11 protein-coding genes are annotated in these 17057 nt (G+C 58.8%); 6 read left to right on the top strand and 5 right to left on the bottom strand.

The window, feature by feature from the left end:
• Positions 1-39 precede the first annotated feature (39 nt).
• Entirely contained in the window at positions 40-2775 is a 2736-nt protein-coding gene (locus tag HB393_RS05170) for an SLBB domain-containing protein (protein WP_213804061.1), read from the bottom strand.
• 261 nt (positions 2776-3036) lie between these two features.
• On the opposite strand from HB393_RS05170, the gene HB393_RS05165 reads away from it, so the two are divergent.
• A complete protein-coding gene (locus HB393_RS05165) occupies positions 3037-5031 on the top strand; it encodes a capsule assembly Wzi family protein (protein WP_255550798.1) in 1995 nt (664 codons plus the stop codon).
• On the opposite strand, the gene HB393_RS05160 is transcribed toward HB393_RS05165, so the two are convergent.
• Positions 5028-5936: a glycosyltransferase family 2 protein gene (locus HB393_RS05160; RefSeq protein WP_213804060.1), complete on the bottom strand. Its 909-nt coding sequence runs from the start codon at positions 5934-5936 to the stop codon at positions 5028-5030. The genes HB393_RS05165 and HB393_RS05160 overlap by 4 nt on opposite strands.
• Positions 5937-6291: 355 nt before the next feature.
• On the opposite strand from HB393_RS05160, the gene HB393_RS05155 reads away from it, so the two are divergent.
• Entirely contained in the window at positions 6292-7242 is a 951-nt protein-coding gene (locus tag HB393_RS05155; protein ID WP_213804059.1) for a glycosyltransferase, read from the top strand.
• Between the two features lie 6 nt (positions 7243-7248).
• On the opposite strand, the gene HB393_RS05150 is transcribed toward HB393_RS05155, so the two are convergent.
• The 3 genes from HB393_RS05150 to HB393_RS25615 all read right to left on the bottom strand — a co-directional run bounded on the left by HB393_RS05150 (position 7249) and on the right by HB393_RS25615 (position 10466).
• Positions 7249-8094, bottom strand: coding sequence for a glycosyltransferase (locus HB393_RS05150; RefSeq protein ID WP_213804058.1), 846 nt, complete (start codon positions 8092-8094; stop codon positions 7249-7251).
• A 4-nt stretch (positions 8095-8098) separates the two neighbouring features.
• Positions 8099-9631, bottom strand: coding sequence for an oligosaccharide flippase family protein (locus HB393_RS05145; protein WP_213804057.1), 1533 nt, complete (start codon positions 9629-9631; stop codon positions 8099-8101).
• A 259-nt stretch (positions 9632-9890) separates the two neighbouring features.
• Entirely contained in the window at positions 9891-10466 is a 576-nt protein-coding gene (locus tag HB393_RS25615) for a helix-hairpin-helix domain-containing protein (RefSeq protein WP_213804056.1), read from the bottom strand.
• A gap of 499 nt (positions 10467-10965) precedes the next feature.
• Here HB393_RS25615 and HB393_RS05135 point away from each other — a divergent pair, with 499 nt between their 5' ends.
• From HB393_RS05135 to HB393_RS05120, 4 genes are all read left to right on the top strand, one after another.
• The gene (locus tag HB393_RS05135) at positions 10966-12039 is read left to right on the top strand and encodes a LacI family DNA-binding transcriptional regulator (protein ID WP_213804055.1); all 1074 of its coding nucleotides are present in this window, start codon (positions 10966-10968) and stop codon (positions 12037-12039) included.
• Between the two features lie 251 nt (positions 12040-12290).
• Positions 12291-13850 (top strand): sugar ABC transporter ATP-binding protein, encoded by a 1560-nt coding sequence (locus tag HB393_RS05130; RefSeq protein ID WP_255550797.1) that lies wholly within the window; start codon positions 12291-12293, stop codon positions 13848-13850.
• Positions 13847-14806, top strand: coding sequence for an ABC transporter permease (locus HB393_RS05125; RefSeq protein WP_218623884.1), 960 nt, complete (start codon positions 13847-13849; stop codon positions 14804-14806). Before HB393_RS05130 ends, HB393_RS05125 begins: the two co-directional genes overlap by 4 nt.
• Positions 14778-16814 carry a substrate-binding domain-containing protein gene (locus HB393_RS05120; protein ID WP_213804053.1) on the top strand — a complete coding sequence of 679 codons (2037 nt, stop codon included), beginning with the start codon at positions 14778-14780 and terminating at the stop codon, positions 16812-16814. The genes HB393_RS05125 and HB393_RS05120 overlap by 29 nt, the downstream gene beginning before the upstream one ends.
• The last annotated feature ends 243 nt before the right edge of the window (positions 16815-17057 follow it).

Genomic DNA, 17057 nt, shown 5'->3' with positions numbered 1-17057 from the left:
ACCGATCAGCGGGGAAAGAAAATAGTGCAGTCCTACTCTTTAGAACACAATGCTGGCAGCCGCAATAGCTAGGCCAAATTGCCCAACAATCTGGGCAATATCGACAACATTGCGAAGCGTAGTCCCCTTGTTCAGATTAAGCGGGATCACAATCGTATCCCCAGGGTAAATATGGAGCGACTCGAAACCGTTTCTCCGCAAAGAGGAGATCTGTTGCTTGCTAATTACAGATCCGTCTGCGCGAATGACATAGGCACGCTTCCGGTCAGCATCGCGATTGCCTCCCCCTGATAGCCGAAGGTAATCTCCAACTCTTCGATTTGCGCCATAGAGAAACGAGTTCGGGTTGTATACGGCGCCCGCGACGCTCACCATAGACGGTACATGCGGCACGATGAACGTGTCCCCGTCTTCCAATGGAATCTCAGGCAAAGCCGCAACTGTATTGCTGTCCGGATGCAGATCCAGCACAACGCGGCCTGTGGATCGACCCTGACGAAGGCTATTAATAACGTTCTGATTCTGAACTTGTGCAGCAGCGGCAGCCGCCGAATCCAAAGCACTGACATTTCGGCCCGCCGTATTTGCCGCGTTGGTACTTGCCTGTAGCGAGATCTCGTCGATGTACTCATTCATACGCTGTTGCTGAAGCCGCCGCGTCGACTCGCGTGTAAACTCCGACCCGTAAAGATAGGCATCCGAAGTAAAGCCGCCCGCACGCTTTACCAACTGCTGCAAGGTCTCACCAGGAAGCACGCTATAAATTCCCGACGATATAAACTCACCTTCCAATCGAACGAACCGCGTCTGCTGTGACTGCGGAACACGGATGTCCGCCTTTGAGAAGAGAGTCACCACATCCCCCGGCAGAAGCTCCAGGTTCTGCGAACTATCTCCGGCCAGGACCAGGCGCCCTAGATTGAACGGCAGCAGCGACGTAGTCAGAGTCTCCTTGTCCTGCCTCTCAATAACTGCATAGCTCCAATCAATATCGGGTTCGCTCAACTTCACATCGTTGCGAGGCTCGAACTGGCCCGTACCTCCCAGCGCCGCCGTCGCAGAGCTGACACGTCCGCCCCCAGGACCAGACGATTGCATCGTGCCCCGCGGCTGTCCATTATTGTTAGGCAGGGGAGTTCCGTTCAACGAGTTTAAATCGTTCGGCGAGTTCGAGCCATTCACTGAGTTGGAGCCGTTCAATAAGTTTGAGCCGTTTTGCTGGTTCAAATCCGTTGAATCGCTTGCGAAACGAGAAACGTTGCGCCCAGACTCGTCAGTCTCATTCTCGACATTTGGCGACTCTTGAATACAGTCCTGAGCGACATGCGTGGGACGAGAGCCATTCTGCGTTGTGTTATTGCTACCCAAAGTAGTATTCGAGTTGCGAGTCACGCTCTGATCGTTGCCGAGAGTAGAAAAATCAGTATCGGAACCAAGGCCCGGCGTAGGTCTGCAAACAGGAAGGTATGTCAAAACGGGTTGTCCAAGGCGTCCACGTTTCAACCAGTAGTCCCGGGTGATCAGGGCATCTTTGTCAGGAAACAGATCACCAACCCGCATGCCGGGCTTCCATCCATAGTGTCCCGGATTTGCTACATTTCCCCGAAGCGTCACACCGTCCTTGTAACGATCGACGATCGCAACCAGCTCCAGGACATCGCCATCGTGCAACGGAGCAGACCGTCCCGCTGCATCAAGCCGCAAGTTGGTGACGCTGCGCATCTGATGCGCGTCCACACGCTCCAGCCGGATTGTGTCTCCCGCCGTAACAGATGTCAGTCCTGCCGCAAGCTCCAGCGCATCCCCTACCGTGGACTCTGGCCCCGACTTCAACTCATAGATCGCTGGCGTATTCACACTACCCGCCACTGCAACCTGCGGCCCGACCGGCGGGATATAGATAACATCGCCCGGCAGAAGCTGTAGGTCCTTCGACTTGTCTCCGCGCAGCAACAGATCGTACAGGTCGAAATCGACAAGCACCTGGCCCGAACGCTTCAGTTGGATATGGCGCAAACTTCCTTGCGGCGTAGGCCCACCCGTCACAAACAGCGCATTCACCAACGTGCTCAGCGAGCTAACCGTGTAGCTCCCCGGACGACGCGCCTGACCGACGACAAAGACCTGAATGGAGCGCAACTGCCCCATATTTACATTCAGATCGAAGTTGCGGAAGACCTTGCCCATCTGGGCCTTCAGAAACTCCTGCAACTGCGCGAATTGAAGTCCAGCGACGTGGATGCTTCCTACTTGAGGAACATAAATGGTTCCTGCTCGGTCGACTGTAAAGCGGGAGTTGAGCGTGACCTGCCCCCACACTTGAATGAGCAACTCATCGCCCGGCCCAATCACATAATCTGGCGTAACCGGAACCCTGTCCAACGGAGCAAAGGTCGATGGCGTGTTGCGGAACAACCTCGCGCCGTAGATGGGAAGCATCTTGCCCGTCGTAGTCGCGACCAGACGCTGAAATTCGGTAGGAGGATCGGGGGGGAGCTGATTTAACCTCCGCTGCGTCCCGTTAATATTGTTAGTATCCTGCGTGTTGGTTCTATCCTGATTGTTCTGCTGGTCGTTTGGAAGGTTGACGCCGCGCGAGGGCGTACTCTGAGGCAAGCCCTGGATGGCCTGCTGAAAGCCGCCGCCATCTCCTGCCCCACTACCGCTATTGCCCGTCAACACTCCGCCGCCAAAGCTCCCCAGCCCAGTTTGGTCGGTAGTTTGGGAATTCGCATCTAGAGCTAGAAATCCTGTTCCCGCGACGAACAGAATCATCAGAGAAAAACTTCGGAACATCCCACGACCCATACTAAGGTTAGCCTCAACGCGCTTTTTCAATGGCCTGCGTACCTCAAGCATACAACGGCCTCATCCACTTCCAAGCGACACTTCTGTCCCCTTCGGCTAAAATATGCTGAGTGCGCAGGGAACAGATTCGGTCCGGCAACGGATGCGACCTTTCCCGGGAGGAGCCAGCTTCATCCGGTTCCGTACCTGTGAGACGTCAGCCGTTTGTACTGTAAGGGAAAGCCGAACATGCCGAAAATGTCCCGTGAAATCTGTATTGCCTGTCTAGGTGCAGTCTCCCAGTTGCTCTCCTACCACTCTCACTGCATTGCGCAGGCCGTTCCAGCACCCACGGGCAGCGGCTATCAGTCAGCCTCGGAGGCCCCGTCCGAAGGCGTCACCCTGCCTAACTCTCCATCTGCCACGGTATCGCCAAGCCGCACGTCTCCCGATAATTCCCTGGCCGCCCATAAAAATAGACCCCTCTGGGATGCAACCGAAACCAGTTCCTTGACGGATATCCCATCCACTCCCAGCAGCGTGAATCCCTCCATAGCTCCCATTCCGGAAGCTGAATCGCAAGACCGAGGCTACGACCCCTCTGACCCCACAACATATGGGCAGGCCGATGCAGACCGGTACGGTTCAACCAATGTGCCGATGGATAGCTGGGTCTACCCCGCGCTCGAACGGCTGGCCGCCCTCGGACTCATCCCTACCCAAAGCATCTCCATACGGCCTTGGACGCGGCAGGAGTGCCTCCGCCAAATCAAAGAGGCGGAAGAGATCTCAGGCCGGTCCGAGACGAGTGCAGGCGTGCGGGACGAAGCAGACCGCCTCCTGAACGACCTCAGCCACGAACTCGACAACGAAGCCCACGCGAACAACACCGCCACCTTGGAATGGGTCTACGCCAGGCCGGGAACCATCGCCGGACCAGCCCTCTCCGACAGCTTTCACTTCGGGCAGACCTGGTGGAACGACTTCGGCCGCCCGCTGGGTCGCGGAACCAGCCTCATTACCGGCGCCTCCGCTCGTGCGACCCATGGCCGCTTCTTCCTTTATGCCCGAGAAGAGTTCCAGCACGGTCCCGGCAACGCTGCCTACACCCCCGCCCAAAACCAGCTCATCAGCGCCCTCGATACCATCCAAAACGACGGAGATCCACCGATCCAGCCTTTTCTAGGTTTCAATGCCGTCAATCGAGCCCGCCCGATCGAGCTCTATGCCGGAGTGGCAGCAGCCGGAAACTCCCTCAGCTTCGGCAAGCAGGAGCTCTACTGGGGACCAAGCACCATGGGTGCGCTCTCCTTCTCCAGCAATGCGGAGCCCACCTACAATCTTCGCTACGTCTCCACGCGGCCACACCCGATCCCCTTTCTTCCCGCTCTGGGCACCTATCGCTTCGATATCGTCTTCGGCAAGCTCTCCGGCCATAAATACCCCGCACGCCCTTACTACAACGGCCAAAAAATTGACTTCAACTTCGGCGACAACCTGGAGATCAGCTTTACCCGCTGGTCCTTGTTCTTCGGCGTTGGCCATCCGATGACCGCTGGCAACTTCAAGCGAAACTTCGTGAGCTCCACCTCAACCGGAAGCTACCTCGGCAACGGCGCCGCCCCATATGGCGACCCACTGGACCCAGGAGACCGCAAGAGTAACTTCGATTTCCGCTATCGTCTTCCATTCCTAAGCAAGATCGTCACGCTCTACGCCGACGCCTACTCCGACGACGATCCCAACCCCATCGACGCTCCCCGCCGCGCCTTCTGGAACCCAGGCATCTACTTCGCCCGACTCCCCTGGCTTCCCCATATGGACCTGCGCGTAGAGGCTGCAAGCTCAGAGGGCCTGGCCTCTGACTTTGGCGGCCAACACTTCCTCCTCAATAACCAATACCTGGATGCCAACACGAACAAGGGCTTCCTCCTCGGCAACGCCGTAGGCCGCGACGGCCGCGCCATCGAAGCTCGCTCCGGCTACTGGTTCTCTGCCCGAACTCGGGTCGAGGCCGGCTACCGCCAGAACAAGGGAGGCACGAACTTCCTCCCGGGAGGCAGCACCATTACCGACGGCTTCGTCAACGCCTCCTATGGCATAAGCCAACATTGGCAGGCACAGATCTTCACCCAGTACGAGCGTTTTCTCATCCCCTCCTACCTGTCCGGCTCACACCACAACACCAGCGGCTGGCTCCAGATCACCTGGAACCCGGAGATCCACCTTCCCACCCATCGCTAAGATCTTTCCCAAAACCGTGCATTCATACTCAGAGACCGTTTTAGCTTCGGCGTTATCCGATCTTCCAACCTGCCCAGCCTGTACCCCAAAAGCTTGCAGCCGGTACGTATAAGCGCCGACGGAATCTGCAAGATATCGCGCCGCACGAGATATCTCAATTCAGAGAATACGAAGCGCTTCCCTTCGCTGTTCGCCATGCCGAACTCATCCAGCAGCCACCGTTCGCGGCTATGCAGAACCCCGATATCGAAGTAGCGCTCCAACTCCTGGAGCAAGGTATACGCATGCGAGTGATAGACGCATGCCTCAGCGACATAGGCCACCTTGTACCCGGCCATCAGCAGCTTCGCCGCAGTGACCGTGTCCTCGCCAAAGATCACATCCGACGGGAACCCGCCCACTTCCATCAAAGCAGAGCGACGGTAAGCGGCAAACGAGTTCGAGATGAAGATCGCCTTGAACCCAAGCTGCTCCCGGCTCGCCAACTCGCGAACCTGCGGGACCGGAGGATAATTGAATCCCCGCGCATGCCTCTCAATCCCTCGAGCCCCCACCCTGGGCAACTGCCGCCCATAAGCCGCCGCCACCGCCGGATCCTCGAATGCAGAGAGCAGCTTCTTGAGTTCATCCGGCCCAGCCAGGATCGCATCTTGCGTCAGATAAACCAGGATCTCAGCATCCGGCACCATGACCGCTGCCCGCTGTCGCGTACCGCCATGATTGAACTCCTCCCGCGCGATCGAAAGAACCGCAAAACCCGCCTCCCCTGCCAGCCGCACCGTATCATCCGTCGAATCCGAGTCGACGATCAACACCTGTTTAGGATCGATGCATTGCAACAGCGCAGGGGCAAATCGCGGCCAATCTGCTGCCGCATTTAGGGTAGGAACAATGACATTCAACATGCTCACCTAGTGTAGTACGGCCTATCGATCCCTCCGCCCAGGCATCCGCGAGCAAGCAGCCACAGCCTTAGCCCCGCCGCCCTCCGGACCAGCCTCAAACTGCTCCCCTCTGAAAGCCAAACAAAAAACGCAACGTCTGTAGACTAAGCAGGGGAAGGCATCCATCTCCCCATAGAATGGCCTCTCTTCTCGGAATTCAAGATAAGACCCATCCTCAAATCCAAGCACGCGCTCACACCATCACCCATTCGACAGCCAGCACCAGAGCCAAGCTTGCTATCTTCCGGGACAGGGACCTCCGGTGCCGCTACACTGTTTTAGCCCTCTCCGAAATGATCTGAAGGAGCTCCTCAGCTTGAAACTCGACGTCGTCGTGCCAACCTACAACCGGAGCGATTTACTTCGCCGCACCATAGCCAGTCTCTTCACGGCGGAGCTCCCCCCCGGACTTGAAGTCACCGTACTGGTCGTCGACAACAACAGCAAAGATGACACGGAACAAGTCGTCCGTCATTTGCAGGCTGAGGCTCCCATCCCACTCCAGTACGTCCGCGAGACCAAGCAAGGCCTCTCCCACGCTCGCAACGGCGGCATCGCAGCAGGAAACGGCGAAATCATCGGATTCATCGATGACGACGAAGAGATCGACACCAAATGGTTTACAGTAATCGCTCGCGAGTTCTCCGATCCCGCCACCCAGTTCATCGGCGGTCCCTATCTCGCCAACTGTGAAATCCCGATGCCTTCCTGGATTCCGCCCGGCTACAACGGTGTTCTCGGCGTCATTCCTCCCAAACCCCGAACCATCATGGCTCCGCCCTTCCCCGGCAATCTTCAAGGAGGCAACGCCGTCTTTCGGCGAACCGTCTTTGACCGGGTCGGACTCTATAACGTCAAACTTGGCCGGAGCGGCAAGGGACTTTTATCAGAGGAGGACGCCGAACTCTATCGCCGGCTCCTCGACGCTGGACTCCTCGGCTTCCACGTCCCCGATCTAGCGATCTACCACTACATCCCAGCCGAACGGCTCACCCGGCGCTACTTTCGAAAGTGGTGCTACTGGCGCGGAGTCTCCCAGGGCATCGCCGACAAAACCAGAAAAGAGCCCGTCTCCTACCTCTTTGGAATCCCTCGATACCGCCTTCGGCAGGCCGTGATCGGTCTCGCCGCGGCTCCCGCCAATCTCCTCGAGAGTGGTTCCGGCCCATCCTTCGCCAAAGAGCTCCCACTTTGGGATCTCCTGGGATTCATCTACGGCAAATACTTCATCTCCATCGACAGCTACTACGCCGACAAAAAAGGATAGCCTTACCTACGTTCGGCCTCTGCCTGTCCCATCCGGGTTCAGGCCTTTATAGATCACGCCAGTTTGAAGCGCCTCCTGCCGGGTGATGTTGACCCCCATCCCCCCCAGATACGCCTCCCCTTCAAGTCGAGCATCGCGGCTCTCGTAGGAGGCTGCCACGGGACGCAAGTGAGCGATCGGTGCCCCATCTACAATCCCGATCTGAAAGGATTGCCTCTTCCCGTGCTCCGACCAGGCCAGATCGGTTCCCCAGGCCCAGCGCAGCTCCGGAAACGGCAGTACATGCGCAAACACATCCCGGCGAAACGCTGTGATCGGTCCACACTCCACAAAACGAGTCGTCCGCACCAGGCTATTCCACCGTCGCTGCGTCACTGCATACGACTGATACGAATAAAACCGGTGCGCCGGCATACAAATCTTCAACTCAGCCCTATCTGCCAGGTACAAAAACGTATCCAGAAAATTCGGCGGCAGCGCGACGTCATCGTCCAGAACCACCAGCCAGTCGTACCCGTTGAGATCCATCTCCTGTAGCGCCAGGTTGATGTTCTGAAACTTACCCTTGCCCTCATGCAGCGTCGCGGCTCGCGTCGTCACCTCATGTCGGCTCTCCGCCATCGTCCGGAACACCTGCTCCAGATCGCTCCGCCGCGAAGGAACCTCTACCCCCGTCAGCAAGACCTTCAGCTTCGGAGCCTTCGCTACCTCCTGCGCCAGTCGCCGGTACGAAGGATTCATCGCCAGCCGCGCGTCGTACATTAGGTCCATCGGACGGCCAAACTCACGATGCCGCCAGAACGGCAGGTCTTGGTAGTTTCCATACTGAGACTGAAAAAAATCTGACCCCATCGAGTTACGTCTCCCTCGTCCGCGCTCCCATGAAGCTCCGCACCCGCGGCACAACATAGGTAGTAATTGAGTCCCGAAACATCAGCGCAATCACGCCCACAAACACCGGCAGAATCGCCACTGTCTGCAGCACGAAAAGTATGATGCTATGCGTGGGCACATATTTGTTCACCGTATACGACACCAGCCCAAATGGAATCGCCGCCAGATACAAAGGTCCCCACACATCACGCAGAACCGTCGATGTCTTGATCCCCACCAGCTCGTGTACGTACCGTGGCCAGATCACCAACTGCACGAAGAGGTTCGGAATCATCGTCCCCATCGCCACACCATAGATCCCAAACCAGTGCACCAGAGTCACGCTCAGCACCAGGTTCGCGACCCCTTCCCAGATCGCCCAGATTGCGGACTTCTTATGCTTCCCCACCCCAAACGCAATCGAAACCGCCGTCCGGTTCGCATACGCAAACAGTAACGGCACTGCCAGCATCACCAGAACGTTGCCAGCCTCGTGCGCATAGCTCGGCCCCATCCACAGCGAGATAAACGTATGTCCCCGCGTGATCAGCGTCACCAGAATCGGCAGCGCCAACCCAAGCGTGACGCGCGTCCCATTCGTGTAGAGCGAGCGCAGCCCGTCCGTATGGCCGGAAGCCTCATAGTTGCTCGCTGCCGGAACAAACGTCGCCGCCATCGAGCTGGCAAACTGGTCCGTGTATCGGCAGAGCGAGTTGCCAATCGAGTAGAACGTCACCGCCGAAGCCGAGATGAACGTTCCCACAATCAGGTTGTCCGTCTGGTACACCAGCTGCACCGCGATCGTCGTGAGAAACGCATAAAAGCTATACATCCAAAGGGAGTGGAGCATACTCGCCTTCGGCCGCGTCCATTGCAACTTAAGCTGCGGATAAATTCGCCGCGCAATCCACACCAGCAGCACATTGCCGACAACCGCACTCGTCAACTCGCACAACGCGATCGCCACGATGCCATGTCCCGTCCGCAGCACCCACACTACGCCCGACACCCGTACCGTCAGCTGCACCAGCGTTACCACGCTTTGCAGGTCGTACCGGTTCAATGCAGAGAGCACGCCACCAAACACGCCCAGCGACATCCCCAACGCCGTCGTCGTCCCAATGATCATCACCGCGATGCGTGCATTCGCCGCCAACGCCGGCTGCACCTTGAACATCACCGGAAACGCCGCCGCCAGCCCCGCTGACAACAGCAGCACCAACACACTGATCTGGAGCCGAACCCACAGCGCCGCGGAGAGCGCCTCTCCCGCCGAAGCATGATCCCCAACCGTATGGCCCTTCGAAACAAACCGCAGCACCGCGCTTCGCATCCCCAGGTCCAAAAGCCCAAGGTAGTTCACCAGCGAGATAGCCAGCACCCAAACGCCGTACTCCGCATTTCCTAGACGGTGAACCAGGAACGGGGCCAGAAAGAAGCCGACCGCCATGTTCGCCCCGGTCGCGAACCAGTTGGAGAACACATTGCGTGCGATATGTCGAAAACGCAGTTGCACGTACAGTTCTCCCTGCAGGCGCCCCGCTCAAAGAGCGGAACACTCTGTTCCCGGCGAGAGGTTCGGTCAATCGAAGAGCTACCCTTCCCGTCGCGCAGTCACTGCGCAAGGGCCATCGATGCCTTCACCTGGAACCTAGCTTCTAGTCAGTATAAGGTCTCCAGCAATCTTTCTCATTCCCTCGCACAGCCACAAACACAAACAGCCTCGGCATCGCCGAGGCTGTTTGTTAGCAAAATATTTTGCACGGAGATCAAACTTAGAACGTAAGCCGGTCCTTCTTCGCGTCCAGCTTCTTCGCGTCGACATCTGGAACCTTCTTCACATCCTCCAGGGACTTGAAGTCGCCGTTCTTTGTTCTATAGCTCACAACCGCCTCCGCCTCCTTCACCGAGAGCTCCAGCGAACTCTCCATCTCAGCCGCGGTTGCCTTATTCATATTGACCTTGGCAGTCGCCTGTGGCGTGACGTTCTTGGCCAGATACTCCAGAATCTCGGTAAATTCATCATCGGTGGCCATCGCGCCCAGCCCGGCCATCTTCGTGATGGTGTCCTCCCATCCCTGCCGGTCCCGCGGATTCGCCACCAGGATATTCGGCGAGTGGCACTTGCTGCAGACCCGCATGACGGTATCTCGGCCAGCCCCCGGAGGCAGCTCCGTGGAGTGCTGCTGGTTCTGCTCCTTCGGAGGAGGCTGCGTCGGCTGGGGCGACTGCTGAGCAAAGGCCTTCACCCCATACGAAGTAGAAGCAACACAAGCAATTACTCCCCAAAGCACCATCTTCATAAGCCTGGCGGGTCCTGCAGGCGCAATTACCTTTGTAGGTCGATTCACGTTCACTCCTTCTGGAATCCTCAATTTACTGCCCACCTCGGCACGAAGGCGCTTTACCGCCAATTTGAATCGCACATCGCGCCGTCAGATCGCTTGAATCAGGCGAAACCTACCCCCATCGCCAGAGATATTATTCCCTGCTTCCACAGGAATGGCAATCTGCGGCCTTCTTGAGCTTTCAAGCCTTTGAGTCTCCTGAGCCAGATCTGGCTCAACTCCAGAACTCCGCCAAACAACTCCATAAACCCGCATTGGAGCTAAAGGTCGTCTTAAGAAACGAAATGAGACGTCTCATTTCGTTTCGGATACTACGTATCCAAGCAAACTAGTGTCAAGCGCCATCTTCACCCTCCGGCATGAAATACTTCGCATCAGCAACGATATCTGGACCGAATGGAAGCACCATTCATCCCTCCCCTGGCCAAACCCTCGCCGATTCCCGTTCGCTCCTCTGGAATCAGCTTCTTCGAGGGCTTCTCTGTCATGTAGGATTTCGATTATGCCGCCGACGCAAAAGGAACTGGCCAAACTGGCCGGTGTTTCAGCAGGAACTGTATCCAACGTCATAAGTGGTTCGACGAATGTAAGCGATCGGTCACGGCAAAAGGTCCTGGAAGCGATCCGCGTCCTCAACTACCAGCCCAACCTCATAGCCCGCAGTCTCAAGACCAACCGGACCAACACGCTGGGAATCGTTGTCCCCGACATCACCATCCCCTTCTTCCCCAAGATCATTCGCGGAGCCGAATCTGCCGCCCGCGAACGCGGATACTTCCTCATCGTCCTCGACTCCGAGAGCAGCCACACCCGCGAGGCCGATATGATCGCGCTCCTCCGTGCCCAGCGGGTCGAGGGAATACTGCTCATCCCCGCCGGCGGCGAGCGCCTGTCGCCCGAACGCTCCGCCTCCCTCACCTCCAACCTGCCCGTAGTCTGCCTCGACCGCCTCCCCGCGGACCTCGACGTCGACTCCGTCTGCGTAGACGACTGTGGCGCGGCCGAGATGGGCATCTCTCACCTCATGGGCATGGGCCACCGCGAGATCGCCATCATCACCGGCCCTCTCACCCTCCACAACGAGCAGGAGAGGCTCCGCGGATACCGCCAGGCCCTCAAGAAGGGCGGCATTCCCGTACAGCCCTCCCTCATCTGGAGCGGCAGCTTCGAGCAGGACGAAGTGGCAAGAATCTGCCAGAACGGTCTGCTAAGACCCTCCGGAAGACCCTCCGCCCTCTTCGCCACCAACGGAGTCACCGGCCTCGCCGCCCTCCGCAGCCTCTACGCCGTCGGTCTCAGCACCCCCCGCGACTTCACCTTCGCCACCTTCGACGAGCTCACCGCGGAAGACTTCTTCAAACCCGGTATCACCTCCGTCATCCAGCCCACCTTCGACATGGGATACCGCGCCGTCGAAGTACTCCTCAAACGAATCGACAAGGAGACCGCAGACGGACCCCGCGAGAAGGTCCGCCTCCCCGCCACGCTCATCGCGCGCGAGTCCTCGAACACCCCGTTCTACGTCGAGCCGAAGAAAAATTCAGCAGCGATACGAAAGACCGCCCGCGCAAAATAGCGAAATCCGCGCCCGCCTCCAGGAAGCCCGTAAATGCGGCCCCACGCGCCCTAAACCCGGACTCCCAGCACCGCCCTCCGATCCTGAAGAGTTGACAACCACCAACGAATCCAGATAAATAGTGAGACGTCTCACGAAGACCGAGCACTCATCGAAATCAAAAAACCAGCTCTCCCATACACTGGTACGCAAGAAAGCAAAGCAAGTTGGACCCGGGCTCTCCCGATTCAATCCAGGCATCGAGGATGGCATTGCCATTGCAAGCTGACAGCCGACTTCGCGAGAACCCGCCTCCGAGGGCTCTCCTCACGGCGTCCTCCATCACCAAAAACTTCGCCGGCGTACGAGCGCTCAAAAGCGCCTCCCTGCAGCTCCTGCAAGGCGAAGTCCACGCCCTCATCGGTGAAAACGGCGCAGGCAAGTCCACCCTGACCAAGATCATCACTGGAGCCATCTCCGCCGACTCCGGCACCCTTGAGATCGCCGGCAAGATCGTCCCCCACAACGACCCCAACATCGCCCGCTCCCTCGGAATCGCCGCCATCTACCAGCAGCCATCCCTCTTCCCCCACCTCACCGTCGCCGAGAACATCGCCCTCGCCCTGGAGGGCGAAAGCTCCTCACGGCGTGTGAACTGGAAACAGCGGCGAGCCCAGGCCACCGACCTGCTCAGCTCGGTAGGCTCCTCCCTGGATCCCATGCGCCTCGCCGCAACCCTCAGCATGGCCGAGCAACAAATCGTAGAAATCGCCAAAGCCATCGGCGCCAACGCCAGCATCCTGCTAATGGACGAACCCACCGCGCTCCTCACCGGCCGCGAGGTCGACAACCTCTTCAGCCTCATCTACCGCCTCCGTCACGATGGAGTAGGCATCCTCTACATCTCCCATCGTCTCGAGGAGATCTCCGCCATCGCCGACCGCATCACCGTCATGCGCGACGGAGAAACCATCGCCTGCCGCAACGCGGCCGACGTCACCCGCTCCGAGCTCATCTACCTCATGGTAGGCCGCTCCGTCGCCTCGATATTCCCCAAGCGCAGCGTCCCCATCGGCGACCTCGCCATCGAAGTCCGCAGCCTCCACAACCCCTCCGCCGGACTCCACGACATCTCCTTCTCCGTCCGCAGCGGCGAGATCTTCGGCCTGGCAGGACTCGTAGGCTCCGGGCGAACCGAACTAGCCCGCACCCTCTTCGGCCTCACCCCATCTACCTCCAGCATCGAAGTACGCGGCGAATCCTGCCACATCCACTCTCCAGCCGAAGCCATCGCACGAGGCATAGCCTACGTCCCCGAAGACCGCCGCCAGCACGGCATCATCCTCGAGATGGGCATCGACACCAACATCAGCCTCGCAAATCTAAGCAGCGTCTCCCAATACGGCCTGATCACGCCCGACAAAGAGGCCACCCTCGCCACCCACCACACGGACAGCCTCCGCATCAAGACCTCCTCGATCTACGCCGCCGCCGGAACCCTCTCCGGAGGCAACCAACAAAAAGTAGCCCTCGCCAGATGGCTCGCCATCCATCCACAGATCATGATCCTCGACGAACCCACCCAGGGCGTCGACGTCGGCTCCAAGGCAGAGATCCACGAGCTCATCATGCAGCTCGCAGAGCGCGGCGTAGCCATCATCCTCATCTCCTCCGAGCTCCCCGAGATCCTCGCCATGAGCGACCGCATCGCCGTCCTCCACGCCGGAACCATAACCGGCATCCTCTCCCGCGGCGAGGCCACCCAACCCAGAATCATGTCCCTCGCCTTCGGCCACACCTACCACGACACCATGGCGGAACATCCGCAATGATCAAAGCCCACATCCGCGAGCTCTCCGTAGCCCTGACCATCCTGCTCCTGATGATCGCCCTGGCCCTCATAGCCCCCGGCTACTTCAGCCGCCAGAACCTCGCCGACCTCTTCCTCGCGAACGCACCCGTCATGATCATCGCCCTCGGCATGACCCTGATTATCCTCACCGGTCAGATCGATATCTCCGTCGGCTCCGTCTTCGCCATCTGCAGCGTCGTCGCCGGCCTCTCCTCACGCCTCGGAGCACCCACTCTAATCAGCGCAGCCACCGCCTGCCTAACCGGAGCCGCCTGCGGAGCCCTGAACGGCGCCCTCGTCGGATACCTCCGCATCCCCTCCATCGTCGTCACGCTGGCCACGATGGTGGCCCTTCGCGACGCCCTCCGCTGGCAAACGCAGGGCTCCTGGATCGGCAACCTCCCAGCCTCATTCCAATGGATGGGATTCACCCAGGCAACCTACACCGCCATAACCTTCAGCGGAGTCACCGTCTTAGTCCTCCTAACCGCATGGAGCCTGCGCTTCCTCTCCGTAGGCCGCGCAGTCTTCGCCACCGGCTCCAACCCACAAGCCGCCCGCATCATAGGAATCGATACCAATAGAGTTACATTCTCAGTCTTCACCCTAACCGGAGCCTTAACCGGCCTCGCCGCAATGCTGAACTCCGTCCGCTTCAATCAGATACCCAGTAACTCAGGCCTCGGTCTCGAAATGAAGGTCATCGCCGCCGTAGCCGTAGGTGGAGCGGCCATCACCGGAGGCTACGCCGCCATCCTCGGCACCGTTCTAGGAGTAGTCCTCTTAGGCTCCATCGGCACAGCACTGACATTTCTAGGAGTCAGCGCCTATTGGGAGAAAGCCATCCAGGGAGCAATCATCCTCGGTGCAATCACCCTCAACATCCTCGGCAGCCATCGTGAGAAGAATGCACCCATCAAAGCCCTCGCGCGCTAACCTCGCTGGCCGCACCTCCTTTCAAAACGGCGAGTGGATTCTCCTCCTCGCCCTCCTCGCAGAGGCAGCTCTCTTCTCCGTCCTCGCTCCGGGCTTCTTCACCCTCGCCAACCTCTTCGAGATCCTCCGCTTCAGCGTCGAGCTGGGCCTCCTCTCCATCGCGCTTACACCTATCATCATCGCCGGCGGCATCGACCTCTCGGTAGGCTCCACCGTGGGCCTCACCGCGGTCATATTCGGCCTCGCATGGCACTCCGGCCACCTACCGATTCCCCTGGCGATCCTCATCGCCCTACTCATAGGACTAGCCAGCGGCGCACTCAACGCCCTCATGATCGCCGGCCTCAGGCTCCCCGCCCTCATCGTGACCCTCGGAACCTACTCCCTCTATCGCGGAATCGCCGAAGGCATCACCCACGGAGCCGTAAGCTACACCGGCTTCCCAAAATCATTTCTACTCCTCGGCCAGGGCTACCTCTGGCATACGATTCCCATCCAGCTAACGATCTTCCTGCTGGTAGCAATCGGCTATGCCCTCCTGCTCCACCGCTCCGTCATCGGACGCGCCCTCTACGCCATAGGCTTCAACCCCGAGGGCGCACGCTACGCCGGCATCCCCGTGCAAAGACGATTGGCGCTCGTCTACCTCCTCTCCGGCATCGTCTCCAGCCTCGCCGCCATCATCTACGTTGCCCACCTGGGACTAGCAAAGTCCGACCTCGGCACCGGCTTCGAGCTCTCCGCCATCGCCGCCGTCGTACTCGGCGGAACATCGGTCTTCGGCGGCCGCGGCACCCTCTTCGGCACCTTGCTGGGACTCTTCTTTCTCTCCATCCTGCAAAACGGCATGCACCTCCTCGCACTGCCCTCCGAGCTCACCGGCGTACTCATCGGCACACTCCTGTTAGCCATCGTCAGCATCGACCGCCTAAGAACAAAAAGAAACAGCATCACAACTTCAGAAGAGAAGCGACGCCCCAAAACCCAAAAACAAATCGCCGCAATCGCAGCGTTACTCCTGGTCGCCGCTCTAGCCTTCATAGCCCTCCGAAGCCGCAACAACTCATCCACTCCAAAGGGAACTCGCCCAGCCACAACAAACCATCGCCCCGTAATCGCGGTCATGCCCAAGGCAAAAGGAGACCCCTACTTCATCAGCGCCCGAGCGGGTGCCGAAGAAGCAGCCCAAGCCCTCGGCATAGACCTCATCTGGGACGGCCCCACCAGCCTCGACGCCTCGCAACAAAACGAGCTCGTCGAAAACTGGATCACCCGCGGCGTAGACGCAATCGTCGTCGCCGTCGAAAACAAGGGCAGCATCTCCACCGTCCTGCGCAAGGCCCGACAACACGGCATCTCCGTCCTCACCTGGGACGCCGACGCCGAGCCCGACGCACGCGACTTCTTCCTCAACCAAGCCACCCCCGAAGGAATCGCCAATACCCTCACCGACGAAGCAGCAAGACTCATGCCAGCCGGAGGACAGTTCGCCATCATCACCGGCGCGCTCAGCGCAGAGAATCAGAACGAGTGGATCGCCTACATCAAAAAACGTGTAGCCGCCAAACACCCGCAACTCATCCTCAGCACCATCCAACCCAGCGACGACGACCGCGACAAGGCCTTCACCCAAACCCAGACCATCCTCAAGGTCTTCCCGCAGGTCAAGCTCATAATGGACATCTCCGCCCCCGCCGTCCCTGGATCGGCAGAGGCAGTCCAACAGTCCGGACGCAAGGACGTGGACGTAATCGGCCTCTCACTTCCCAACATCTGCAAACCCTACGTAAAAAGCGGAGTAGTCCAGACCATCGTCCTCTGGAACACCCGCGACCTCGGATACCTCACCGTCTACGCAGGCTGGCTCAGCTCCCAAAAACAAATCTCCAAAGAAGCAACATCCATCGCCGCCGGCCGCCTGGGCAAACTACAAATGCGAGGAACCGAGATCATCCTAGGCACCCCACTCATCATCAACAAAGACAACATAGACCACCTGGACTTCTAACCAGGAAGGCTCACCTCACAAGGCACAAGTCCCCACCAAGACGAACGCTCCACAAGAACAGACCCTTTGATAAGACGAAAGCTACACAAAGGACAGACCCCTTCAACAAAGGCGGACGCTCCACGAAGACACTTTTGACAAAGGCTGACACTCCACAAGGATAGACACGCCCCACAAAGACAAACACACCCAAAAATTTGTCATCCTGAGCGAAGTAACTCGCAGCTTCATCGCGAGTTACGC

It is taken from the genome of Granulicella sp. dw_53 (genome assembly GCF_018449545.1).
Taxonomy (GTDB): Bacteria; Acidobacteriota; Terriglobia; order Terriglobales; family Acidobacteriaceae; genus Edaphobacter.
This window is presented reverse-complemented; position numbering and strand designations above follow the sequence as displayed.